Here is a 22,783-nt window from a genome sequence, read left to right on the forward strand (position 1 = left end):
AAGTGCGCCGCAAGGCTCGCACCTCAGGATGACGGGAATAGATGTGCGGCCTCTCTCAACGAGGTCGCGCACTACCGCGGCACGAACGCGACCGGCACGGAAAAGCCCATCGAGCCCTGCGTGATCTCGGACGGAAACGCCGGAAACGGCTGGGCCTGGCGCACCATCGCCAACGCGCGCGCGTCGAAGGTCGGATTGCCGGAGGAGCCGCCGAGATGGCTCGACAGCACCTGCCCGCCGCGGCCGAGCGTGAACACCAGGCGGACCACCCCGCGCTGGCCGTTGCCGCCTGCGGGATAGGAATGGAAGCGCAACAGATGCGCGCGGACGCGGGCGTTATAAGCGGCGATCGCTGACGCGGCTGCGCCGGCGCTGATCGCGGATGCTGCCGGCCCCTGCCGTTCGGCGCGGCTTGGCGCGATGGTGCGCGGTGCCGGGGTTGCCTCGGACGGCTGCTTTGCTTCCCGACGAACCACTTTCGGCTTGACCGGTTCGACCTTCGTCTCCGGAACGACTTTCGCGGGCTCGGGTTTCGGCGGCGTGATCTGCGGCTTCTGTTCCGGCGGCGCGACGACGTCGGGCTTCTCCTGCATCGGCGTCGGCGCGATCTCCTGCGGCACTGGCTGCGCGGCGGCAGGCTCCGGCGGCGACGCGTCGGCCTCCTGCATTGCCGGCCCCGGCGGCAGCTCGGTCTCCGAAATCTCCGGCGCCGAGGTGATCGGCGTCAGATCGACCAGCACCGCCGGCACCGCAACGCCGGGCGGCGGCGCCGGGACCCAGCTCATGCCAACCGCGAGCACTGCCGCATGCGCCGCCAGGATCACAGCCACCGACAGGCCCCAGCGCCGCAGCCAGATCTCGCCGCCCGCATCATGAAGCGCGTACGCATTCATGGATCAGCTACGCCCGTCGAGGCCAACCAGCGCAATCTTGAGATAGCCGGCGTTGCGCAGCAGGTTCATCACCTCCATCAGATCGCCATAGCTGACCGCCTTGTCGGCGCGCAGGAAGATGCGCTCGTCCTTCCTGCCTTGTGTGGCGCCATCGAGCGTCGACGTCAGCGTCTCGCGCGCGATCACGTCCTCGCCGACCGCGACGGAGAGATCGGACTTCACGGTGACGAACACCGGCTTGTCCGGCCGCGGCTGCGGCTCGGCGGTCGAGGCCGGCAGATCGACGCCGAGATCGACGGTCGCGAGCGGCGCCGCCACCATGAAGATGATCAGCAGCACCAACATCACGTCGATGAACGGGGTGACGTTGATCTCATGCGCCTCGACCAGATCGTCGTCGCCACGACGCCGGCCGCCGAATGCGCCGCCAGTGCCAAGCTTCGCGCCCATCGCCTACTCCGCAGCGCGTGCCAGCCGGAACAGGCTGCGATCGCCCTCGCGGCTGACCAGCAGCATCACCATGGCGGAGGCGTCGCCGAGCAATGCGCGGTAGGACGCGATCGAACGGGTCAGGTGATTGTAGATCACGACCGCCGGGATCGCGGCGACCAGGCCGAGCGCGGTCGCAAGCAGCGCCTCGGCGATGCCGGGCGCGACCACCGCGAGATTGGTGGTGTGGGCCTCGGAGATGCCGATGAAGGCGTTCATGATGCCCCATACCGTGCCGAACAGGCCGACGAACGGCGCGGTGGCGCCGATCGTCGCCAATACGCCGGTGCCGCGCGCGATCTGCCGCGACATCGCCGCCTCGACCCGCTCCAGCCGCAGCGCGATGCGCTCCTTGAAGCCGTCGTCGAACATCCCGCCGGACAGCGCAGCCTCGCGCGAGGCCGATTGCACGATCTGCGCTACCGCATCGCTGCCGTCGCGGCTCGCCTGCTCGACCTCGGCAAGCTGGGTGTCGCGCTCAAGGAGGCCGATCCGCTGCCGGGCGAGCGCGGTCTTGCGGCGGATCTCGACGGTCTTGGCGAGCCAGATCGTCCAGGTGACGAGCGAGGCGAAGGCGAGCCCAACCATCACCGCCTTCACGACGATGTCGGCGCTTTCGAACATGCCCCAGGGCGAGAGGTTGCGCGGCAGCAGTGCGGCGTCGGATGCGGCAAGGCTACTGCTTGGGAGAGATGCAGTCACGACCGCAATCAACTGGACGACGATTGATAGCTGGCTACTTCTGCCAAACGTGCGAATTAGCATACTCACCTCCAACCGCATCTCACCTCGCCCCGCCTGCGGGGAGAGGTCGGATCGCATCGCAAGTTGCGAGCCGGGTGAGGGGGACTCTCCACGAGCACGGTGCCCGGAGGGTCCCCTCACCCCGACCCTCTCCCCGCAAGCGGGGATAGGGAGAAGAAATCTTCAGCCCGCGTTCGGTGCGAGGCGGTCCGCCAGCGCATGAAAGCGCACCAGCTGATCGCTACGCAGCGCGCGCGTCTCGTCGCGGCCGACGAACACCTTGAACATGATGCCGCCGTCGCGATTGATGAAGGCGATGAACGCCGACACCTTGCCCATGAAGGGCCGCTCGACGAACGCGATCGCCGCGCAGCGATCGTGCCTCAGATGGCCGTGCAGGCCCTTCGGCTGCATCAGGTTGAAATAGCCGCGACCGACCGCGCCGTTCGGAATGGCGCCGGTGAACTCGAAGATTGCGTCATCGGTATGCACGATCAGCGTCACCTCGCCCCACTCCGCGATGTCCTGCATCGCGGCGGCAAATTCACCGGCGCCGATCCGCACCATGCTCTCGGGGAGCGCCTCGAGCACCGCGCGCGGCGTCACCTTGCGCTCGCGCGCGACGTCCTCGATGAGCGTGCCGGGATTGTCGGCCATATAGGCCTTCAATCCCGCAAGCTCCGCGTTCTGCGCGGCCGTCTCCGTCATGCCGGGCTCTTCGCGCGCTCGGTGATCAGAACCTCAAAACCCTCGAATTTGGGATGGCCGAGATAGAGGCTGCCGCCGGTCTCGTTGCCGGCGCGCGAATGGGCGCGGCGGAACGCATCGGATTTCGTCCAGTCCTCGAACGCCGCCTTGCTGGCCCAGACGGTATGGGTCGCATAGAGCGTGTGGTCCTCGGCCTCGGGGCCCTTCACCAGATGAAATTCGATGAAGCCCGGCAGATCGCCGAGATAGGATTCGCGCGTCTTCCAGACCGTCTCGAACGCCTGCTCCTTGCCCTTGATCACCTGGAACCGGTTCATTGCGATGAACATGAAAACTCTCTCCTGTTTGACGGCGGATGCCGGGATCCTGCCGGTTGATCTCGTTAATAACATGAACGCGCCAAGGAATACGCCAAGGCCGCGCTGGGGGCACCAGCGCGGCCGGAGCAACCTGGATGGAATGATCGGCGTCTCGCGTTACGCTCCACCTAGGTGAATCCTGAGTCCGGCCTTGTAAACGGTGCCCGGACCGGGGCTCGAGAACAGCACGTCGTTCTGCGTCGTGCCGTCGGTCGAGGAGCCCGGGATCGCATAAGGCCGGTAGTACTGGTTCAAGAGGTTGTCGACCGATGCCGTGAAGGTGATGTCCTTGGTGGCGTTCCAGGTCAGATAGAGGTTGACGAGCTCGTAGCCGGTCGAGGGCAGATAGCCCGCCGGCAGGTCGTTGTTGGCGCCGAACGAGGACCATTGCGCAGCAACGATCAGCGAACGGTCGAGCAGGCGGACGCCGCCCGTCGTCGTCACCTTGCGCGGCGTGATGGTGGCGAGCCCGACATTGGTCTGGGTGTTCCGGCCGCGGATCAGATGGCCGGCGACGCCGACGAACCAGTCGCCTGCATCATACATCGTCTCGAGCTCGAAGCCTTCGATGCGGGAGTGGGCGATGTTCTGGTACTGGTAGAACTGGCTGAACCGCCCGAACGGCGTCAGGGTCGGCGCCGAGGCGACGAGGTCGATATAGCCGTCGACGTCGTTACGGAACACGTTGACCTTGCCGCGGAACGAGTCGCTCGCGTTGAAGATGCCGTCATATTTCAGGTTGATGCCGGCTTCCTTGTTCTTGCCGACCTCCGGCCGCAGCGCTGCATTGGGCAGGAAGCAGAACAGGCCGCTGGTGCCGTCAGGGCAGTTGAACAGCGCCGGCCCGCCGCCGGTGGCGTGACCGCCCGCGATCAGCGTCTCCGTGATGGACGGCGCGCGATAGCCTTCGGCATAGCTGACATAGGGCGTGAAGCCGGCAACCGGCGTGACGCCGAGCGTGATCTTCGGCGACAGCCGGTCGCCACTGGTCGTGGTGTTGATCGAATTGAGTTCGTAATGGTCGTAGCGGACAGCGCTGATCAGCTCGAGCCAGGTCGAATAGTTCTGCTTCAGCTGCACGAAGCCGCCGGACACGGTGCGCTGGCCGCCCGGCGTCGTGATGTTGGAATTGCCGCGCGAATCGAACGTCTCGACATCGTCGCGGAAGGCGTCGAAACCGTAGGTCACGGCGTTGCGCCAGTCGCCGAAATTGAAGCGCGAGGTGTTGTTGACGTCGACACCAACCGTATCCAGCAAATAGCCGCGCTTGTCGCCGACGCAGCCGGAGATGTTGTTGCCGGGATTGGCGAGCGTGCAGACGCCGCCGCCGGTGGTGATGCGGTTGTTGTAGGTCTTGACCTGGTCGTTGTCGGTGCGGTTGCCGTAGACCGAGATGTTCCAGTCGAACAGCATGTCGCCGGGTTTGGAATATCGCCAGCTCAAGGTGCCCGTGTAGTTCTTCGCGTCGGAAGCGTAGACCGAGGAGCCCGCGATTGCCGCCAGCGGCGCCGCCGTCGTGGTCGGGCCGCGGTTCGGCTGACCGATATTGTACTGGTAGTCCTGGAAGATGCCGCCGATCTTGAACTCGTGGCCTTCGGCCGGGCGGAACGTCACCTTCATCAGGCCGGCCGCGATATCGTTGCCGGTGTTGCCGATCTCGGTGCCCGCGCCGTCCTTGTAATTGCCCTGGGTGCGATAAACCGCGCCGCCGAACACATCGACATTCGGATCGACGCGTACACCGCCGAACACGGAGCCCATGCCGCGGTCCTTGTTGGTGCCGTAGGAGCCCGACATGTCGACACCCCAGCGCTCACCGGGACGCACCACGTCGTCGATATCCTTGGTGCGGAACGAGACCACGCCGCCGATCGCGCCGGAGCCGTAGATGTTCGCGGTCGGGCCGCGCACCACGTCGACGCCGCCGATCAATTCGGGATCGAGGAAGAACGAGCCGTTGGCGTTGTGGCCGGTGCGCTGATAGTTCTGCCGCGCGCCGTCAACGACAACAGCGACACGGCCGAAATCCTGCAAGCCGCGGATGTTGATGACGGTCGCCGGATCGTCGCCGCGCTCCTGAACCGAGACACCGGGCACGTTGTAGAATATGTCCGAGAGCCGGTTCGGCTGCAGGCCCTGGATCTTCTCCAGCGTGACGGAGCTGACCGGCGCCAGCGCATCGATCGCGCGCTCCTCGGTCTTGGAGGCCACCGCCGTGATGGTGTCGAGCGATTGCACCGGCACCGCGCCGATCTGCGCCCGCGCGTTCATCGCCGCCGGCGCCGCCTGAGCTTCGGCCGCCGGCTTCGGCTTCCGCTTGGCCTGCTTCGGCCGCTCGGTCGAAGGACGCGCCGCCGACGGATCGGCGGTCTGCGCGAAGCCGCGTTCCGGCAGTGCTGCCACAAATGAAAATACCAACGCGCCCAAAATCAGGGCGCGCGAAACCCTAGCCCCGTCAGCCATTCTAGCCCCAGCCTGATCATCGCTTTTCTGGTTTGGCTGGCGTGCGCTCTCTGACGAGCGGCTTGCTGGCTACATCGCGATCAAGCCACCGCTTGCCTCGCGTGAGGATTGGTTACGAGCCGGCAACAAAACGGTCAAGAATGCGGCAGCGCTGTTTATATCGATTGTAAAGTGCCGCCGTTGGAATGCGCCTTCGTCCGCTTATACAAGCAAACACCATTTGAAAATTTTCGCAGGCGCAGCACCACAATATGTCCGCAGCTTCCGAAGACAATATCGACGCAGCCGGAAAGCAGACCGAGCCTGCATCCGGCGCGGCCAAAACGCTGATCATGCGCGGTAATCGTCTCGACAGCCGCGACCTGTTCGCTGCGGAGCGCGAGATCATCATCATGCACGGCGAAGAACATTACCGGTTGCGGCTGACCTCGCAGAACAAGCTGATCCTGACCAAGTGACGGCCCCGATGACAATTTGTCGCACGCTCGCTTTGCTCGCCTTCTCCTGCCTGCTGCCGATCGAAGCCGTGACGGCCGAGGGCATCACCGTGCATGACGCGCGCGACCGCGACGTCGTGATCGACAATCCGTCGCGCATCGTCTCGATCGGCGGCGCGATCACCGAGATCCTCTACGCCCTCGGCTTCGAGGACCGCATCGCCGGCGTCGATGCGACCAGCCTCTACCCGCCGGCTGCGCTGCGCGAGAAGCCCGACGTCGGCTACATGCGTCAGCTGTCGCCGGAGGGCGTGCTTGGCCTGCACCCGTCGCTGGTGCTCGCGGTGCAGGGCTCAGGGCCGAAGGAGACCATGGACGTGCTCGAGGCGGCCAAGGTGCCGCTGGTGCTGGTGCCGGAGACGTTCTCGGAGGCCGGGCTGGTCGAGAAGATCAGACTGGTGGGCCACGCCATGGGCGCCGATCCGCGCGCCGCCTGCCTGACCACGGCGGTGGAGAGCGATCTCGCGCAACTGCGCGCGCTGCGTGCCAAGGTAACGAAGCCGGTGCGCGTGATGTTCGTGATGTCGCTGTTGAACGGCCGGGCGATGGCGGCGGGCCACAAGACCGCGGCGGACGAGATCATCCGGCTTGCCGGCGGCGTCAACGCCATCGATGGTTACGACGGCTACAAGCCGGTCAATGACGAGGCCATCGTGGCGGCGAAACCGGATGTCGTGCTGTCGATCGATCGCGGCAAGGATTCGCTGACGTCGGATGCCGTGTTCGCGCATCCGGCCTTCGCGCTGACGCCGGTCGCGGCCAACAAGGCCTTCATCTCGATGGAAGGCCTTTATCTGCTCGGCTTCGGACCGCGCACCGCGGCCGCGGCACGCGACCTCTCGGTCAAGCTTTATCCGGCGCTGGCGCCGGAGGCCGACTACTTCAAGCCGGCAGCGCTGACCGCGAATTGCCGGCAATGAGCGTGCTGGCCGAACGCCGCCGGCGTGCGAAACGACGGCGCGCCGGCATGTCGCTGCGGCCGGCCGCGACACTCACCCTGCTCTGCCTGCTTGCGGCGCTCGCAGGCACCGCCCTCGTCGCCCTGACGGTCGGGGCTGCCGGCATTCCAATGGCTCGGCTTCCGGCGGCGCTTGGGCTTTGGGCTGATCGTGTCGCCAACCCGCTGCTCGCACGCGACCAACTCGTGGTGTGGTCGATCCGCATCCCGCGGATCGCGGCGGCGGCGATGGTCGGCGGCCTCCTTGCCGTATCAGGCTCGATCATGCAGGGCCTGTTCCGCAATCCCCTCGCCGACCCCGCGCTGGTCGGCGTCTCCTCCGGCGGCGCGTTTGCCGCGGCGGCCGCGATCGTGTTCACCGACAGCCATCTCGGCGAAAGTCTGCGCTTCCTGCAACACCAGCTGCTGCCGATCGCGGCCTTTGCCGGCTCGCTGATCACGACCGTCGTGCTTTACGGCATCGCCAACCGCGGCGGCCGGACATCGATCGCGATCTTCCTGCTGGCCGGGCTTGCGATCGCCGCGATCGCCAATGCCGGCATCGGCCTTCTGGTGTTCGTCGCCGACGATCGCCAGCTTCGCGACATCACCTTCTGGCTGCTCGGCTCGCTCAGCGGTGCGACCTGGAGCAAGCTCACGGCGCTGGCGCCGGTGCTGGCGGTCGCGCTGGCCGCCTGCCTCTCGATCGCGCGCGGGCTCGACGTGCTGGTGCTCGGCGAGGCGGAGGCGTTCCACAGCGGCGTCGACGTCGAACGGCTGAAGCGGATCTCGATCGTGCTGGTGTCGGCGATGACCGGGGTCGCGGTCTCGGTCTGCGGCGTGGTCGGTTTCGTCGGCATCGTGGTGCCGCATCTGTTGCGGCTGGTGATCGGGCCCGCGCATCGGCTGCTGCTGCCGGCCTCCGCGCTGCTCGGCGCCATCCTCCTGGTCGGCGCCGACACCGTGGCGCGCACCATCGTGGCACCCGCGGAAATGCCGATCGGTATCCTGACGGCAGCGATCGGCGCGCCGTTCTTCCTCGCCATGCTGCTGCGGCAGCGCGGGCTGGTGTCGCTATGACGGCCCTGCTCGAAGCACAGTCGGTATCGATGACGGTCGGCGGCACTGATCTGGTCGATGCGGTGTCGCTGCAGATCGGCGCCGGCGAGATGGTCGCGATCGTCGGTCCCAACGGCGCCGGCAAATCGACCCTACTGCGGATGCTGTCGGGCGACCTGCGTCCGTCCCGCGGGGCGATCAGGCTGAGGCAGCGCGACCTGCAAACTTACCGACCGCGCGCGCTGGCGCAGCACCGCGCGATGCTGTCGCAGCATGTCAACGTCACCTTCCCGTTCACCGTCGAGGAAATCGTCAGCATGGGCGCCGGCGAAAGCCCGCGTGCCGTGGCGCGCGCGCTGGTCGAGGCGGCGCTCGACGAGGTCGGGCTCGCGCGTTTCCGTTTCAGGCAATTGCCGACACTGTCCGGCGGCGAGCAGCAGCGGGCGCATTTCGCCCGCGTGCTGGTGCAGCTCGCCTGCGGCGAAGCGCTGCATGGACCGGGACTGTTGCTGCTGGACGAGCCGACCTCGAGCCTCGATCTGCGCCACCAGATCGACCTGGTCGAAACGGCCCGGCGGCGCGCCGCCCGCGGCACCGCGGTGATCGCGATCCTGCACGACCTCAACCTCGCGATGCGGTTCGCCGACCGCATCCTGCTGCTGCACCGCGGCCGGCTTGCCGTCGACGGCGACCGTACGGCGGCGATGAAGGCCGAGACGCTGCGCGAGATCTTCGAGATCGACGCTGCGATCGCCTATACCGGAAACGGCGTGCCGTTCCTGCTGCCGCAGACGATGCAGCCGGCGGGCAAGGCGACGTAACGCCGCAAGCCTTATCCCGCCGCAACATCCGCGGTTCACAAAACTGTCAGCCGGCTGTAACAGGCGGCTCGGAGAACACCGCATCGTTTATCCTTTGGGAGATCAACCATGCGCCTGTCCCTGCTCTGCTCCGTCGCCTCGATCCTGCTCGCCACATCGGCATTCGCGCAGGGTGAGGGCGAATTCCCGGCGACGCTGGCGGGACACGCCGTGATGCCGGCGGAGAGCTTCATCGACGCGCCCGCCGACGCCCCTGATGATCTGAAGACCTCGGGCAAATACACCACCGGCAAGCGCGTCGACGCCATCGGCACCGTGATGGGCAAATCGTACGAGCGGCCGACCGGCGTGTCGCTGCCGTTCAAGGGCCAGCCGCTGCAGGGCCATTCCGGCATCAAGGTGATGCCCGACGGCTCGTTCTGGGTGATCACCGACAACGGCATGGGCTCGCGCTACAACTCGGCGGACTCGATGCTGTACCTGAACCGGCACAAGATCGACTGGGCGAGCGGCAAGATCGAGCGTCAGGAGACGGTGTTCCTGCACGATCCCGACAGGAAGGTGCCGTTCCGCATCGTCCACGAGGACACCGCCAAGCGCTATTTGACCGGTGCCGATTTCGACACCGAAGGCTTCCAGATCATCAACGACATTTTCTGGATCGGCGATGAATTCGGGCCCTACATCCTCAAGGCCGACAAGACCGGCAAGATCCTCGCCGTGTTCGAGACCGTCGCCGACGGCAAGCCGGTGCGCTCGCCGGATCACTGGGCGGTGCAGTCGCCAGGCGCGCCCGGCGCCAGCTACACCAACGTCAACCTGCGCCGCTCCAAGGGCTATGAAGGTTTTGCTTCCTCCAAGGACGGCAAGTTCCTTTACGGCCTGCTCGAGGGGCCGCTGTGGGATGCCGACAAGAAGGATTGGGAGAAGGTCGACGGCAAGGAGGCCTCACGCATCCTGGAATTCGACGTCGCGGCGGAGAAGTTCACTGGACGCTACTGGCAATATGCGTTCGAGCAGAACGGCAATGCGATCGGCGACTTCAACATGATCGATCCGGCCCAGGGCCTCGTGATCGAGCGCGACAATGGCGAAGGCACCGCCGACAAGGCCTGCCCGCAAGGCCAGCGCGGCGAGAACTGTTTTCCTGACCTCGCCAAGTTCAAGCGCGTCTACAAGATCGAGCTGTCCGATGCCAATGTCGGCAAGCCGGTGCGCAAGATCGCCTATATCGACCTGATGAAGATCCGCGATCCGAACAAGAAGGCGCGCAAGCCGCTCAACGACGGCGTCTACACCTTCCCGTTCTTCACCATCGAGAATGTCGACCGGGTCGACGAGACCCACATCATCGTCGGCAACGACAACAACCTGCCGTTCTCCTCCAGCCGCGACCCGAACAAGGCCGATGACGACGAGTTCGTGCTGCTCGAGGTCGGCGAGTTCCTGAAGGCGAAGTGAAGGGCTGCTTTCGCCGATCACACGCGTGTCGTTGCCCGGCTCGGCCGGGCGACCCGGTATTGCAGAGACGTCCGAACTTAGTGGATGGGCCGCGGCGTACTGGATGCCCCGCTCAAGGCGGGGCATGACAGCGAATATGCGGATAGCGTGATGCTCATCCCGGCACGACGGCCATTCCGTCATCCCCGCGCAAAGGCTACGCCTTTGTCGCTGGAGGTGCGAGCCTTGCGGCGCAATTGCGCCGCTGGGCGAGCCTCGAAGGATGCACGGCCACCGATGCAGCCGCGCGGAGACAGCCGGGCCGCCGCCCTTCGAGACGGCCGCTTTGCGGCCTCCTCAGGGTGACGGTGATACAGCTCAGCGCGCGGCTTCCGTGATCGTCACTCCTTCTTCGTCCGGTAATCTCCGAACGTCGTGTCGCGCTGGTCGAGCTGGGCCTTCACGCTGCCGCCGTCGCGGCGGAAGCCATGTAGGCCTTGCTGGCCTCGGTCGTGAAGGCCAGCGCCTGGATCTCGGTGCCGGCACGCATCGCGGCGCGGGCGCCCATGATTTCCATCGCGCGGTGGACGCTACGCTTGTTGAGCTGCTGCAGCTCGATCGGCACCTTGGCCGCGCGCTCGGCGAAATCCAGCGTCTTCGTCTCCAGCTCGGCGAGGGGAAACGACCGGGTCGCATAGCCCCATTCGGCGGCCTCGCGGCCGGACATCGCGTCGCCCGTCAGCATCAATTCCATGGCACGGCGCATGCCGACCAGCCACGGGTGATACTGCATGTCGGGCGGGCTCATCAGCCGCACCGGCGGATAGCCGATCTGGGCGTCGTCGGCGACGTAGACCACGTCGCAGGCGGTCGCGAGCTCGGTGCCGCCGGCGAGGCAATAGCCGTGCACCTGCGCGATCACGGGCTTTGCGAGATCCCAGATCGAGAACCAGCCCTCGACGACATGGCGCGACCATTGGCCGGGCCCGGATGCCGAGTGATAGGGCTGGTCGACGCGATTGTCGGCGGAGAGATCGTAGCCCGCCGAGAAGCAGGGTCCGGCGCCGCGCAGGATCGAGATCGAAATTTCGGGATCGCGGTCGGCCTGCTCCAGCACCTCGAAGATCTCGCCGCGCAGGCGATTGTTCAGCGCGTTGCGCTTCTCGGGGCGGTTCAGCGTGATGCGGCGGACGCGCGGACGCGGATCATCGACGATGATGTGCTGGTAGCTCATGGATCCTCCCGATCTCAGGCTTTGTTGCCTTTGGCAAAGTGATGCCCGAGATCGGCAGGGTTGTCATCGGCAGATGACGCAGGTCCTCATAGCGTTTTCAAGCGAAGTGGGTTCCGGTTCGCGTGAAGAAAACGCGTCAAGCAACAACGCTAGAGCCCCGGCACGGGCTCTAGCCCGCCGGCACCATCACGACGCCCTTGTCCTTGGGCCAGCGCATTCGCCAGGCGAAATTGATGTCCCTGATATCACCGGCCTTGGCCTCGAACGCCCATTCCAGCACGCCGCGCTTGTCGCGCAGATTGGTGGTCGTGGCAGGCGTCGACGACGGCAGCATCTCCACCACGATATCGTCGTTCTCGCTGACCGGGAGCTGATCCTGGACCGCGACCTTGATCGGGAAGTCGTGGCCGTTGCGCACCGTGGTCTTGAAGGCGCGCTCGTCGGTCTTCGACGTGGTCACGATCAGGCCGGCGGAGCCCTCGTTGCGCTTCACCACCGTGCGTTCGATCTTGACCTTGTCGTCGGCGCCGAAACCGAGCCGCACTGTCTCGTCCTTGGCGGCGGTGGCCATCCGGCTGCGGCCGACAAAGATACCGTCGCGGTAGATCGAGATTTGCCCCGGCAGCAACGGCGCATCGTCGGCCTGCACGAAGCTCGCTTCCAGGAACGCGGTCGGGTCGATCACCGGAACGGCGCGAACCGCGAGATCGGGGGTGATGGTCGCCGTCGAGATGCGCAGGCTCTTCGCGCCCTCATTGGCGGCAACGCTGACGCGGCCGGGAATCTTGAAGGTGGCCTGGAAGGCGCCGACCTCGGCGGTGGCTTCCAGTTCGTCCATGCGTCCCCCACCAAAGCGGAATTGCTGAACCGCGTCGGCGGCCGGCGCGGGTGCCAGCGCCTCGCGCGACCGCATGCTGGCCTCTCCCGAAAGCTTCGCCAGCGGTCGCGGCGGCTGCGGATATTGCACGATCAGCGAGCGGAGGTCGGGCGCATTGCCGCCGCGCGCGACCCGCACGGTGGAGACGACGAGCGCCACGTTCGACCAGTCCTCGCCGGTCGACTGGGTGATCTCAGCGCGGCGCACCAGTTCGATCGCGGGCTTGCGGTCTTTGGCGCCGGTGTCGAGCCGGGCGTCATAGAGCGGCGTCCAGCGCGCGTTGGGAACCGCATAGGTGACCCGCAAGGTCGCCTTGGTCGCCGCTTGCGAGGCGACATCGATCCGCACCTCGACCTTGCTCGGCGGCTTGCTGGTGCGATCGGCTGCGAGCTGCGCAAGGTCGCGGTCGATCACGCGGATCTTGCGCTCGGCGTCACGGATCGCGCTGTCGGCGGTTGCGACCTCGTCGGCCACCGCCGAGAACGCCGCGCGCCACTCGCTGAGCGGACGCGCCTCGCCCTTTTCGCCGAGGCCCGCGGGTGACGCCTCGGCAAACCGCTCGGCAAATTTGCGCCGCGCCTCGGCCGCGCTGATCAGTCCCTGCAAATCGGCGCGCTGATCGTTCAGCGCCTCGATGCGCTTGTCGATCTCGGAGAGATTTTGCGGCAGCAGCGGCCCCGGCAGCTTGGTGTCGATCGCGCCTATCGTGAGCTTCGCTCCGCCCTCGCCTTCGACCCGCAGCGAGGACGGATCGAGCCCGATCGGGAAATCCCTGGCGATGAGGGTGTTGTCGCCGGCAGGCAGATCCAGCGTGATGACGCGGGTGACGCTCGCGCCATCGGGATAGACGGTCACGGCATCGACCTGCGAGGCCGCATCGAGATTGGCCGCTTGCAGCGGCCCGGCAACCAGCGCACCCGCCAGCACCAGGCTGGTGGTCACAAGATAATTCGCAATCCTACACATGACATCCCTCCGGAAAAAAACGCCGCATCGCGCGCGAGACGAACGGCGCGCCGGGCTCGACTGCGCGCCGTTTCTCGTGGTGAGACGCAGCGAGGAAGGGACTGGTTCGATTGAGGTTTCCCTGCGGCGCGACGATGGCGCCGCCGCGGCTGCCGCATGGCGCGGCGATGTCTTTCGGGCGTTAGCGATCTGCCTTGCGCCGGATGAACAGATAATTCGGCACGAAGCCGGCCAAGGTGATCGCGATCATGATCCACCAGCCGCGCTGAAACGCTGCGATCCGCTCGGTCATCGAGACCGGCGTTGCAAGGATCGCCACAAAGATCGCGACGCCGATCGCCAGTGCCGCCTGCCGGATCATGTTGATGACGCCGGAGCCGGTGGCAAACGACGACGGCGGCAGCGCGCCGGCGCCGACGCCCATCAGGGTCGGAAAGGTCAGCCCGACGCCGATACCGATCAGCATCACGCCCGCGACGACGGCAGGCGCATTGGGGTCGGCCCCGAGCAGCGTCGCCCAGATCGCGAGGCCGGCCGCGAACAGCAGGATTCCGGCGGAGACGACGGCCGCGGCGCCAAACCGCGCAATCAGCCGGCCGGCAAACAGCAGCGAGGTGATCGGCACCATCAGCGGGCCGGGAGCGATCGCAAGGCCGGTCTTCAACGCCGACCAGCCCCATACCGTCTGCTCCCACAAGGCGCAGGACAGCAGCATGGCGCCGAAGGCCGCCGAATAAGGCGCCATCACCAACGACGCGCCGGTGAACGGCCTGACCGCGAACAGCGCAGGATCGACGAAGGGATTCCTCGATCTGAGGCAATGCCACGCGAAGGCGGCGAGCGAGACGGTCGCGACGGCAAAGCCAAGCACGACGCCGCGCGAACTCCATCCCCAATCGTTCGCCTTCACGATCGCAAATGTCAGCGCACCGATACCGGAGGTCACCAGCAGCGCAGCCCATGAACTCGGACGCGGCACGTCGTGACCGGGCACTTCGGGCAATTTCAGCCAGCCGACGATCAGTGCGACGACGCCGATCGGGACATTGACGATGAAGATCCAGCGCCAGTCGAAGGTGACCAGCACGCCTCCCGCGAGCGGGCCCAGTGCGGCGGCAAGGCCGCCGATCGCCGTCCAGGTGCGCACCGCCCCGGCGCGTTGCTCGGGCGGAAACGACGCCAGCAGCAGGCCGATCGAGGTTGGCGTCATCAATGCCGCACCGGCCGCTTGCGCCACGCGGGAGACGACCAGGAACTCGACACTGGAGGCCAGCGCACATGCCGCCGACGCGGCCGTGAACAGCGCGACGCCGAGCAGGAAGCTGAGATTGCGGCTGTGGCGTTCGGCGAGCCGGCCGAAGAACACCAGCAACGCCGCGTAGGCAATGGCGTAGGCATTGAGGATCCAGGACAAATCCTCAAGCGAGGCGGCGCGAAATTCCTGCGCGATGTTCGACAGCCCGACATTGACGATGAACAGATCGAGATTGGCGAGGCAAATTCCGACCGACACGATCGCAAGCACCTGGCGCGGGGTTGCGGTGGCGACGCCGGACTGCGGCCGCGCATCAGGTTCGACGACCAGATCGATGGTCTCCGCCTCTACCTCCGACATCACACCCTCCGAAATACGTGCATATGCATCTATTGCCATTAGGTGCATATGCATGTATCTGTCAAGTCCTCGGAGGCAGCGATGGCGAAAACGGAGCCCAGCCGGTGTAATCTCACGGCATTGCGCAAGGCGACGCGGCGGGTGTCGCAGCTCTACGATCAGGTCCTTGCGACATCCGGCCTGCGCGGCACGCAACGGGCGATTCTGGTCTATGTCAGGCGGTCGGGCGCGCCGACGATGGGCGAGCTTGCCGCAGCCCTGGTGCTCGACCGCACCGCGCTGAACCACAACCTCAAGCCGCTCGAGCGCGACGGTCTGTTGACCATCACCGTCGACAAGAGCGACCGGCGCAGCCGGCTGGTGCGGCTCACCAAGCGCGGCGAAGCCAGGCTCGAGGAATCACAGGCCGCATGGCTCAAGGCGCAGGAGCGCTTCGAGACCGCCTTCGGCGCAAGGCAGGCCGCCGATCTCCGGCAGACGCTCGAACTGATTGCCTCGCTCGAGTTTGACGAGCGCGCGCTTACCTCACCGGCGAGCTAGCCGGCTCCAAATGAAAAGCGGCCCGGCGTTGCCGCCGGGCCGCTCGTTCGCACACGATCAGTGTCGATCGCGCTTAGCTGTAGATCTCGAACAGGCCGGCGCCGCCCTGGCCGCCGCCGATGCACATGGTCACGACGCCCCACTTGGCCTTGCGGCGACGGCCTTCCTGCAGCAGGTGGCCGGTGAGCCGGGCGCCGGTCATGCCGAAGGGATGGCCGATCGCGATCGAACCGCCATTGACGTTATACTTCTCGGGATCGATGCCGAGCTGGTCGCGCGAATAGAGGCACTGGCTGGCGAACGCCTCGTTGAGCTCCCAGAGATCGATGTCGTCCACCTTCAGGCCGTGGCGCTTGAGCAGCTTCGGCACCGCAAACACCGGACCGATGCCCATCTCGTCGGGCTCGCAGCCGGCCGAGGCCCAGGCCACGAAGCGGCCGAGCGGATTGAGGCCGCGCTTCTCGGCGTCCTTGGCCTCCATCAGCACCACGGCGGCGGCGCCGTCGGAGAGCTGGCTGGCATTGCCGGCGGTGATGAACTTGCCCGGGCCCTTGACTGGCTCGAGCTTGGCGAGGCCCTCCAGCGTGGTCTCGGGGCGGTTGCACTCGTCGCGATCGACCACGTAGTCGACGATCGACTCGGCCTTGGTCGCCTTGTCGACCACCTTCATCTTCGTCTTCATTGGGACGATTTCGTCCTTGAACTTGTTGGCCTGCTGCGCGGCGGCCATGCGGCGCTGCGACTCCAGCGAATACTCGTCCTGGTATTCGCGGCTGAGCTTGTAGCGCTCGGCCACGATGTCGGCGGTATCGATCATCGCCATGAAGATGTCGGGCGCGGTCTTGAGCAGCTCGGGATCGATCGATTCCTTCGGCGAGCCGCCGCCGGGAATCGAGATGCTCTCGACGCCGCCGGCGACGATGCAATCGGAGCCGTCGGAACGGATCGAGTTGGCGGCCATCGCGATGGTCTGCAGGCCCGACGAGCAGAAGCGGTTCACGGAGACGCCCGCGGTCGACTTCGGCAGGCCGGCGAGCAGCGCCGCCTGGCGGCCGATGTTCGGCGCGCCATGCGCGCAATTGCCGAGATAGCAATCCTCGACATATTCCTTGTCGACGCCGGCGCGGTCGACCGCGTGCTTGATGGCGTGCGCGGCGAGCGACATCGGCGGGGTGATGTTGAATCCGCCACGGCCGGACTTTGCCAGGCCGGTGCGCGCGTAGGAAACGATTACGGCTTCACGCATTGTTTTCTCCCTCTGAGATGACGGTCATTGTGGCGCGTCGTGGCCCGTTCGTACACATTTTTCGGCGGGCGCAACAGCAATACCGGACGCCCCGGAACGACAAACGCCGCCTCCGGGACCGGAGACGGCGTCATGTTCCGCAGATCGGAATATGGACTGCTTGAGCGGTATCTTCCTTCCGTCATGCCGGGCGTTCCGGGCGATGACGAGGACCGCTCAAACAGCGTTTGAAACGCCAGCGCCTTTAAAACGTCAGCGGCTCAGAACGTCAGTGCCTTGGCCTGCTTCACCTGCGGCAGTGTCTGTACCTTGGCGAGCAGCTCCGCCGGCACCGCGCCGTCGACCTCGACCAGCGCAATGGCATCGCCGCCTTGCTTGACGCGGCCGAGATGGAAGGTCGCGATATTGATTTTCGCATCACCCAAGAGGCTCGCGAACGCGCCGATGAAGCCCGGCTTGTCCTCGTTGGTCACGTAGATCATCGACTTGCCGAACTCGGCGTCGACACGGATGCCCTTGATGTCGACGAGACGCGGCTTGCCGTCGGCGTAGACGGTGCCGGACACCGAACGCTCCTGACGCTCGGTGGTGACTGTGACCGTGATCAGGCTTTCATAGTCGCTCTGCGCGGCGCGGACGACCTCGTCCACCACCATGCCGCGCTCCTTGGCGACGACCGGCGCCGAGACCACGTTGACCTCGCCCAGCATCGGCCGCAGCAGGCCCGACAGCACCGCCGAGGTGATCGCCTTGATCTTCATCTCGGCGACGTGGCCCTCATAGGTGATCTCAGTCTTGAGGATGCCGCTCTCGGTGAGCTGGCCGGCGAACGAGCCGAGCTTCTCGGCAAGCTCGATGAACGGCTTCAGCTTCGGCGCCTCTTCCGCGGTGATCGAGGGGAAGTTGACCGCGTTGGAAATCGCGCCCGACAACAGATAGTCCGACATCTGCTCGGCGACCTGCAGCGCGACGTTTTCCTGCGCCTCGGTGGTGGAGGCGCCCAGATGTGGGGTGCAGATCACGTTGGGATGGCCGAACAGCACGTTCGAGGTCGCCGGCTCCTCGACGAACACGTCGAAGGCGGCGCCCGCGACATGCTTGGAATTCAGCGCGTCGACCAGCGCCTGCTCGTCGACCAGGCCGCCGCGCGCGCAGTTGATGATGCGCACGCCCTTCTTCATCTTGGCGATCGCGACCGCATCGATCACGTTGCGGGTCTTCTCGGTCAGCGGCGTATGCAGCGTGATGAAGTCGGCGCGCTTCAAGAGATCGTCGAGCTCGACCTTCTCGACGCCGATGTCCTTGGCGCGCTCCGGCGACAGGAACGGATCGAACGCGATCACCTTCATGCGCAGGCCGAGCGCGCGGTCGGCGACGATCGTGCCGATATTGCCGCAGCCGATCACGCCGAGGGTCTTGGCGGTGATTTCGACGCCCATGAAGCGGTTCTTCTCCCACTTGCCGGCCTGGGTCGAGGCGTCGGCCTGCGGAATCTCGCGCGCCAGCGCCAGCATCAGCGTGATCGCGTGCTCGGCGGTCGTGATCGAATTGCCGAACGGCGTATTCATCACGATGATGCCCTTGGCGGTCGCGGCCGGGATCTCGACATTGTCGACGCCGATGCCGGCGCGGCCGATCACCTTGAGCCTCGTCGCCTTCTCGATGAGCTTGGCGGTCGCCTTGGTGGCCGAGCGGATCGCGAGGCCGTCGTAATTGCCGATGATCTCGGCGAGCTTTTCCTTGTCCTTGCCGAGGTTGGGCTGGAAGTCGACCTCGACGCCGCGATCCTTGAAGATCTGGACGGCGGCGGGAGACAGCGCGTCGGAAATCAGAACTTTGGGTTTTGTCATCTCGATTGTTCCTTTGCCCTGCCGCGGGCGGGTCTCCTGGACCGATCTGGTGAAGTCTCTGATCACTTCTACCTCTCCCCGCTCTTGCGGGGAGGGTTGGGGTGAGGGCAGCCACGAGCGAGGAACAAGCCGAAAGGGCCCCTCACCCGGATCGCTCAGGCGCGCAATTGCGCTGCCGAGCGATCCGACCTCTCCCCGTAAGAACGGGAAGAGGTGACAAGAGAAAACTTATGCCGCCTTGGGCAACGCTGCCTTGGTCTCGGCAAACGCCCAGTCGATCCACTGCGTCAGCAGCTCGACATCCTTGGCCTCGACGGTGGCGCCGCACCAGATCCGCAGACCCGCCGGCGCATCGCGGTAATACGCGAAGTCGAAGCCGGCGTTCTCCTTCTCCACCAGCGCGACCAGCTTCTTGCAGAAGTCGGCCTGTGCGTCCGATGGAAGCGAGGTGATCGCGGGATCGGTGAACTTGAGGCACACCGAGGTGTTGGAACGGATCGCGGGATCCTTGGCCAGGAAGTCGATCCAGGGCGTCTTCGCCTTCCAGTCGGCGAGCGCCTTGGTGTTGGCATCGGCGCGGGCGATCAGCGCCTTCAGGCCGCCGATCGACTTCGCCCAGTTCAACGCATCGAGATAGTCCTCGACGCAGAGCATCGACGGCGTGTTGATGGTCTCGCCTTCAAAGATGCCCTGGTTGAGCTTGCCGCCCTTGGTGAGGCGGAAGATCTTCGGCAGCGGCCAGGCCGGCTTGTAGGTCTCGAGCCGTTCCACCGCGCGCGGCGACAGGATCAGCATCCCGTGCGCGGCTTCACCGCCGAGCGCCTTCTGCCAGGAGAAGGTGACGACATCGAGCTTGGCGAAATCGAGCGGCTGCGCGAAGGCGGCCGAGGTCGCGTCGCAAATCGTCAGGCCTTCGCGATCCGCGCTGATCCAGTCAGCGTTCGGCACGCGCACACCCGAGGTGGTGCCGTTCCAGGTGAAGACGATATCCGACTTCGGATCGACCTTGGAGAGATCGGGGATTTCACCATAAGCCGCATTGAGCTTGGTGACGTCCTTCAGCTTCAATTCCTTGACGATATCGCTGACCCAGCCCTCGCCGAAGGATTCCCAGGCGAGCGTGGTGACGGGCCGCGCGCCGAGCAGCGACCACAGCGCCATCTCGACCGCGCCGGTGTCCGACGCCGGCACGATGCCGATCTTGTAATCGGCGGGCACCTCAAGCACCTCGCGCGTCAGTTCGATCGCGAGCTTGAGCTTGGCCTTGCCGACTTTCGCGCGATGCGAGCGGCCGAGGGCAGCGTCCTTGAGATTGTTGGGGTTCCAGCCGGGGCGCTTGGCACAGGGGCCGGAGGAAAAATGCGGCACTTCAGGCCGCGAAGCGGGCTTCGCTGCAGTCATAATCTACCCTTCCAGATAGCTGCCTCTCGGTGGGGAGAGGTTTCCCGCGGTCGGGGATAGTGGAAAGGTACCCAAACGTCAAGAAAGTTCAGACTCGTCTGGAACAATCCGGGCATCACGGCTGATTGATGGGGCGTCCTCGACGTGCTGGATCGTCTCCTGATCGAGTAAATCTGCCGCCAGAGTCATGATCTTAACTGCCCTGCGCCGGCTCGATACTTTCAGAATGCGCTTCTCGCCGGCCTGCACGATGTATTCGTTGCCGACCCGCACGATCGAATAATCCGACATTCCAATCCCCAGTTGCCCGCCGCCCCGTGGGAGACGTCCGACATACCGGACTCGTTCCGACCCGTAAAATCACGGAGACCGGCTTAGTTTATTGGCTGTTAACCGGATCGCAGACTATCCGCTGCTGCAGGTATTGCCCGGTAGATGGCACAACTTCTTGCACGCGTTTCAAAAGCGAATCGTCATCCCGACATGGCTGCGCGCGAACCCGAGCCTTTCATAGAAGCGCTGCGCATCGACCCGCGTCTGATGCGTCAGCAGCTCGACGAGCATGCAACCTCTCGCGCGCGCCTCCGTGACCGCCCACTGCACGAGCTTCTCGCCGATGCCGCGGCTGCGGCAATGCTTTGCAACGCGAACGTCCTCGAGCAGGCCGCGCGAGCCGCCTTGCGAGCTGATGCCCGGCAGAACCGCGAGTTGCAGACAGCCGACGACGACGCCGTCCCCGTCGACGGCGACGACGAGCTGCAAATTGGGATCACGCTCGACCCGCGCGAAGGCCTCGTAATAGCTTTGCGGCAGCGGATCCTCGATCCGCTCGCGCGCACTGCCGAGCGGATCGTCCGCAAGCATGCCGACGATGGCGGCGACGTCTTCGCGGCGAGCGCGGCGGATCGTGATGGATGAAGCTTCAGTCATGGCGGCATTCACCTGAGGTCAGCGGACCGGCGGCAGCGCGAGCACGCGCTCGGCATCGGCGATCCAGCGACGGATCACGGGATAGCGCGCGAGTTCGAGGCCGCCATCCTCCGCGACACGGGTATAGGCGAGCAGCGAGACGTCGGCGAGCGAGAACGCGTCTCCGACCAAAAATTGCGTCCCCGCAAGATGCCGCTCCAGATGATCGAGCGCGACATAGCCGCGCTTGATGAGATTCGGATCGATCTCCGAGATGGCCTTGCCGAGATACACGGCCTGAAAGCGGCAGACGGCCACATAAGGCTCGTGGCTGTTCTGCTCCCAGAACATCCAGGCATCCATCTGCGCCGCGCGATAGGGATCGCTCGGGATCAGGTCGCTGCCGCGCGCGAGATAGCGGATGATGGCGTTGGATTGTGCCAGCGTGCGGCCGTCATCCAGCTCCATCGTCGGCACTTGGCCCCAGCCGTTTCGCTTGAGGAATTCCGCGGTCCGGCTGCCGCCCTTCATGGTGTCGATCTCGACCCATGTGTACGGCAGCGCCAGCCTGTCGCACACCCATTTCACCTTCAGGCAGTTGCCTGAATTGGCGTCGCCGTAGATTTTCATGTGATCGCGCTCCGACCGTGAGGCGACAGAGCAGCAGTCGCTCCCCGGTCTGTCAACCGTCGCCGGCTACGGCAGCGGCGATCAGAACTTGTAGCCGGCGCCGACCCGGAAGGTGTTCATGTCGACGGCGATATTCTTGACCGCCGCGAAGCGCACATATTCCCACTCGCCGCGGAGAAACAACCCGCCGACCACGCAATATTCAAGGCCGAGGCCCGCGGTCCAGCCGACCGCATAGTTGTTCACCCGCTGCTCCGTCTGGGCGGCGCTGCCTGAGCCCAGGTAGTCGTTATGCTGAATTGTAACGGTGTTGTTGCCGACCGTCTGGGTCTCGGCCCAGGCATCGTACTTGTCAAACGACACCGTCGCCGAACGCGACACGGACATGCGTCCCACCGCAACACCGCCGAACATGTAAGGCAGGAAGTTGCCTGCCGCCCATCCGGCGCGTCCACGGAAGGTCGTGACGTCCTTGACCTGCAAGGCGGCGCTCCCCGACAACGTGGTGTTGTAGGTGTAGGTGTGCCCGCTCGGAGGAGTCTCGCCCTTGGGATTCACGATCTGCCGCGTCATCGAGTCGCCCGCCGAACTTTCGAGGCCGTTCAGGTAATTGTAGTTGGCCTCGACGCCGAGCACGACGTCGTCCCATTGCCAGTTGCGGCCGACGAACGCGCCGAACCCGTTGCTCTGCGCATGGTTCTTCGGCAGCAGGGCCCAACCCGAAACCGGGTCGGCCAGAACGCTCTCGCGCAGCATAAAGGAGGTCATCGCGCTTGGCGCGTGGCTGAAATCGATGTCGCCGGAGGAATAGCCGATCTGGCCGCCGACGTACCATCCTTCCCAGTTCCCGCTCCTGCTCGGTGCATCGACATAGGAGCCGCGCAGGATCGGAAAGTCCGGCAGGTCGGCAGCCTGCGCGCCGGTCACCGTTCCAATCATCATCGCCGCCAGCACCAACCTACGCATTGCAACGCTCCATCCACCGCACCGATTTCGCGCTGATCATCGCCTGTTAACCTTAACCAATCGTTGTCGCCGCCCGTTTTCGAGCATGCAAGTTGCAGAAGTGCGCGACATGACGCGGCAAGTTCGCGACATGACGCGG

At 65.5% G+C, this 22,783-nt stretch carries 22 protein-coding genes; 6 read left to right on the forward strand and 16 right to left on the reverse strand.

Features of this window, described 5'->3' with window-relative positions:
* Positions 1-71 precede the first annotated feature (71 nt).
* From ACVMIH_RS21870 to ACVMIH_RS21895, 6 genes are all read right to left on the reverse strand, one after another.
* Entirely contained in the window at positions 72-893 is an 822-nt protein-coding gene (locus ACVMIH_RS21870) for a TonB family protein (RefSeq protein WP_456855307.1), read from the reverse strand.
* A gap of 3 nt (positions 894-896) precedes the next feature.
* Entirely contained in the window at positions 897-1,343 is a 447-nt protein-coding gene (gene exbD, locus ACVMIH_RS21875; RefSeq protein WP_076829938.1) for a TonB system transport protein ExbD, read from the reverse strand.
* A 3-nt stretch (positions 1,344-1,346) separates the two neighbouring features.
* Positions 1,347-2,084, reverse strand: a complete 738-nt coding sequence (gene exbB / locus ACVMIH_RS21880; RefSeq protein ID WP_375167051.1) for a tonB-system energizer ExbB — start codon at positions 2,082-2,084, stop codon at positions 1,347-1,349.
* Positions 2,085-2,309: 225 nt separating this feature from the next.
* Positions 2,310-2,834 (reverse strand): heme utilization cystosolic carrier protein HutX, encoded by a 525-nt coding sequence (gene hutX, locus ACVMIH_RS21885; RefSeq protein WP_456855306.1) that lies wholly within the window; start codon positions 2,832-2,834, stop codon positions 2,310-2,312.
* Positions 2,831-3,163 (reverse strand): antibiotic biosynthesis monooxygenase family protein, encoded by a 333-nt coding sequence (locus tag ACVMIH_RS21890; RefSeq protein WP_021080657.1) that lies wholly within the window; start codon positions 3,161-3,163, stop codon positions 2,831-2,833. Before ACVMIH_RS21890 ends, hutX begins: the two co-directional genes overlap by 4 nt.
* Before the next feature lie 147 nt (positions 3,164-3,310).
* Positions 3,311-5,656, reverse strand: coding sequence for a TonB-dependent hemoglobin/transferrin/lactoferrin family receptor (locus ACVMIH_RS21895; RefSeq protein ID WP_456863331.1), 2,346 nt, complete (start codon positions 5,654-5,656; stop codon positions 3,311-3,313).
* A gap of 251 nt (positions 5,657-5,907) precedes the next feature.
* Here ACVMIH_RS21895 and hemP point away from each other — a divergent pair, with 251 nt between their 5' ends.
* The 5 genes from hemP (at position 5,908) to ACVMIH_RS21920 (ending at position 10,431) form a co-directional block, all read left to right on the forward strand.
* Positions 5,908-6,114 (forward strand): hemin uptake protein HemP, encoded by a 207-nt coding sequence (gene hemP, locus ACVMIH_RS21900; protein WP_057015592.1) that lies wholly within the window; start codon positions 5,908-5,910, stop codon positions 6,112-6,114.
* 8 nt (positions 6,115-6,122) lie between these two features.
* On the forward strand, positions 6,123-7,073 hold the full coding sequence (locus ACVMIH_RS21905; RefSeq protein WP_076829927.1) for a heme/hemin ABC transporter substrate-binding protein: 951 nt from the start codon (positions 6,123-6,125) through the stop codon (positions 7,071-7,073).
* Entirely contained in the window at positions 7,070-8,170 is a 1,101-nt protein-coding gene (locus tag ACVMIH_RS21910; protein WP_456855304.1) for a FecCD family ABC transporter permease, read from the forward strand. Before ACVMIH_RS21905 ends, ACVMIH_RS21910 begins: the two co-directional genes overlap by 4 nt.
* Positions 8,167-8,970 carry a heme ABC transporter ATP-binding protein gene (locus ACVMIH_RS21915; RefSeq protein WP_456855303.1) on the forward strand — a complete coding sequence of 268 codons (804 nt, stop codon included), beginning with the start codon at positions 8,167-8,169 and terminating at the stop codon, positions 8,968-8,970. Before ACVMIH_RS21910 ends, ACVMIH_RS21915 begins: the two co-directional genes overlap by 4 nt.
* 108 nt (positions 8,971-9,078) lie before the next feature.
* Positions 9,079-10,431: an esterase-like activity of phytase family protein gene (locus ACVMIH_RS21920; protein ID WP_057015588.1), complete on the forward strand. Its 1,353-nt coding sequence runs from the start codon at positions 9,079-9,081 to the stop codon at positions 10,429-10,431.
* Between the two features lie 439 nt (positions 10,432-10,870).
* On the opposite strand, the gene ACVMIH_RS21925 is transcribed toward ACVMIH_RS21920, so the two are convergent.
* The 3 genes from ACVMIH_RS21925 to ACVMIH_RS21935 all read right to left on the reverse strand — a co-directional run bounded on the left by ACVMIH_RS21925 (position 10,871) and on the right by ACVMIH_RS21935 (position 15,102).
* Positions 10,871-11,644 (reverse strand): enoyl-CoA hydratase-related protein, encoded by a 774-nt coding sequence (locus ACVMIH_RS21925; protein ID WP_456855302.1) that lies wholly within the window; start codon positions 11,642-11,644, stop codon positions 10,871-10,873.
* Between the two features lie 169 nt (positions 11,645-11,813).
* Positions 11,814-13,487 carry a mucoidy inhibitor MuiA family protein gene (locus ACVMIH_RS21930; RefSeq protein WP_253589068.1) on the reverse strand — a complete coding sequence of 558 codons (1,674 nt, stop codon included), beginning with the start codon at positions 13,485-13,487 and terminating at the stop codon, positions 11,814-11,816.
* Between the two features lie 181 nt (positions 13,488-13,668).
* Positions 13,669-15,102 carry an MFS transporter gene (locus ACVMIH_RS21935; protein WP_253589067.1) on the reverse strand — a complete coding sequence of 478 codons (1,434 nt, stop codon included), beginning with the start codon at positions 15,100-15,102 and terminating at the stop codon, positions 13,669-13,671.
* A gap of 81 nt (positions 15,103-15,183) precedes the next feature.
* Between ACVMIH_RS21935 and ACVMIH_RS21940 the strand changes: the two genes are divergently transcribed.
* The gene (locus tag ACVMIH_RS21940) at positions 15,184-15,642 is read left to right on the forward strand and encodes a MarR family winged helix-turn-helix transcriptional regulator (protein ID WP_076830085.1); all 459 of its coding nucleotides are present in this window, start codon (positions 15,184-15,186) and stop codon (positions 15,640-15,642) included.
* Positions 15,643-15,715: 73 nt separating this feature from the next.
* On the opposite strand, the gene ACVMIH_RS21945 is transcribed toward ACVMIH_RS21940, so the two are convergent.
* The 7 genes from ACVMIH_RS21945 to ACVMIH_RS21975 form a co-directional block, all read right to left on the reverse strand.
* Positions 15,716-16,888, reverse strand: a complete 1,173-nt coding sequence (locus ACVMIH_RS21945) for a thiolase family protein (RefSeq protein WP_057017940.1) — start codon at positions 16,886-16,888, stop codon at positions 15,716-15,718.
* 260 nt (positions 16,889-17,148) lie between these two features.
* Positions 17,149-18,738, reverse strand: a complete 1,590-nt coding sequence (gene serA / locus ACVMIH_RS21950; RefSeq protein WP_057017939.1) for a phosphoglycerate dehydrogenase — start codon at positions 18,736-18,738, stop codon at positions 17,149-17,151.
* A gap of 228 nt (positions 18,739-18,966) precedes the next feature.
* The gene (locus ACVMIH_RS21955) at positions 18,967-20,139 is read right to left on the reverse strand and encodes a phosphoserine transaminase (protein WP_057017938.1); all 1,173 of its coding nucleotides are present in this window, start codon (positions 20,137-20,139) and stop codon (positions 18,967-18,969) included.
* A gap of 78 nt (positions 20,140-20,217) precedes the next feature.
* A complete protein-coding gene (locus ACVMIH_RS21960) occupies positions 20,218-20,430 on the reverse strand; it encodes a hypothetical protein (RefSeq protein ID WP_057017937.1) in 213 nt (70 codons plus the stop codon).
* A gap of 168 nt (positions 20,431-20,598) precedes the next feature.
* On the reverse strand, positions 20,599-21,069 hold the full coding sequence (locus ACVMIH_RS21965) for a GNAT family N-acetyltransferase (protein ID WP_057017936.1): 471 nt from the start codon (positions 21,067-21,069) through the stop codon (positions 20,599-20,601).
* Positions 21,070-21,087: 18 nt separating this feature from the next.
* Positions 21,088-21,678: a glutathione S-transferase family protein gene (locus tag ACVMIH_RS21970; protein WP_057017935.1), complete on the reverse strand. Its 591-nt coding sequence runs from the start codon at positions 21,676-21,678 to the stop codon at positions 21,088-21,090.
* An 81-nt stretch (positions 21,679-21,759) separates the two neighbouring features.
* Positions 21,760-22,644, reverse strand: coding sequence for an outer membrane protein (locus ACVMIH_RS21975; RefSeq protein ID WP_456863334.1), 885 nt, complete (start codon positions 22,642-22,644; stop codon positions 21,760-21,762).
* Positions 22,645-22,783: the final 139 nt, after the last annotated feature.

Source organism: Bradyrhizobium sp. USDA 4503 (assembly GCF_054055815.1).

Excerpts from the sequence above, each read along its gene's own strand:
- ACVMIH_RS21870 (WP_456855307.1), bottom strand. The coding sequence starts at position 893 with ATGAATGCGTACGCGCTTCATGATGCGGGCGGCGAGATCTGGCTGCGG.
- exbD (WP_076829938.1), bottom strand. The coding sequence starts at position 1,343 with ATGGGCGCGAAGCTTGGCACTGGCGGCGCATTCGGCGGCCGGCGTCGT.
- hutX (WP_456855306.1), bottom strand. The coding sequence starts at position 2,834 with ATGACGGAGACGGCCGCGCAGAACGCGGAGCTTGCGGGATTGAAGGCC.
- ACVMIH_RS21890 (WP_021080657.1), bottom strand. The coding sequence starts at position 3,163 with ATGTTCATCGCAATGAACCGGTTCCAGGTGATCAAGGGCAAGGAGCAG.
- ACVMIH_RS21895 (WP_456863331.1), bottom strand. The coding sequence starts at position 5,656 with ATGGCTGACGGGGCTAGGGTTTCGCGCGCCCTGATTTTGGGCGCGTTG.
- hemP (WP_057015592.1), top strand. The coding sequence starts at position 5,908 with ATGTCCGCAGCTTCCGAAGACAATATCGACGCAGCCGGAAAGCAGACC.
- ACVMIH_RS21905 (WP_076829927.1), top strand. The coding sequence starts at position 6,123 with ATGACAATTTGTCGCACGCTCGCTTTGCTCGCCTTCTCCTGCCTGCTG.
- ACVMIH_RS21910 (WP_456855304.1), top strand. The coding sequence starts at position 7,070 with ATGAGCGTGCTGGCCGAACGCCGCCGGCGTGCGAAACGACGGCGCGCC.
- ACVMIH_RS21915 (WP_456855303.1), top strand. The coding sequence starts at position 8,167 with ATGACGGCCCTGCTCGAAGCACAGTCGGTATCGATGACGGTCGGCGGC.
- ACVMIH_RS21920 (WP_057015588.1), top strand. The coding sequence starts at position 9,079 with ATGCGCCTGTCCCTGCTCTGCTCCGTCGCCTCGATCCTGCTCGCCACA.
- ACVMIH_RS21925 (WP_456855302.1), bottom strand. The coding sequence starts at position 11,644 with ATGAGCTACCAGCACATCATCGTCGATGATCCGCGTCCGCGCGTCCGC.
- ACVMIH_RS21930 (WP_253589068.1), bottom strand. The coding sequence starts at position 13,487 with ATGTGTAGGATTGCGAATTATCTTGTGACCACCAGCCTGGTGCTGGCG.
- ACVMIH_RS21935 (WP_253589067.1), bottom strand. The coding sequence starts at position 15,102 with ATGTCGGAGGTAGAGGCGGAGACCATCGATCTGGTCGTCGAACCTGAT.
- ACVMIH_RS21940 (WP_076830085.1), top strand. The coding sequence starts at position 15,184 with ATGGCGAAAACGGAGCCCAGCCGGTGTAATCTCACGGCATTGCGCAAG.
- ACVMIH_RS21945 (WP_057017940.1), bottom strand. The coding sequence starts at position 16,888 with ATGCGTGAAGCCGTAATCGTTTCCTACGCGCGCACCGGCCTGGCAAAG.
- serA (WP_057017939.1), bottom strand. The coding sequence starts at position 18,738 with ATGACAAAACCCAAAGTTCTGATTTCCGACGCGCTGTCTCCCGCCGCC.
- ACVMIH_RS21955 (WP_057017938.1), bottom strand. The coding sequence starts at position 20,139 with ATGACTGCAGCGAAGCCCGCTTCGCGGCCTGAAGTGCCGCATTTTTCC.
- ACVMIH_RS21960 (WP_057017937.1), bottom strand. The coding sequence starts at position 20,430 with ATGTCGGATTATTCGATCGTGCGGGTCGGCAACGAATACATCGTGCAG.
- ACVMIH_RS21965 (WP_057017936.1), bottom strand. The coding sequence starts at position 21,069 with ATGACTGAAGCTTCATCCATCACGATCCGCCGCGCTCGCCGCGAAGAC.
- ACVMIH_RS21970 (WP_057017935.1), bottom strand. The coding sequence starts at position 21,678 with ATGAAAATCTACGGCGACGCCAATTCAGGCAACTGCCTGAAGGTGAAA.
- ACVMIH_RS21975 (WP_456863334.1), bottom strand. The coding sequence starts at position 22,644 with ATGCGTAGGTTGGTGCTGGCGGCGATGATGATTGGAACGGTGACCGGC.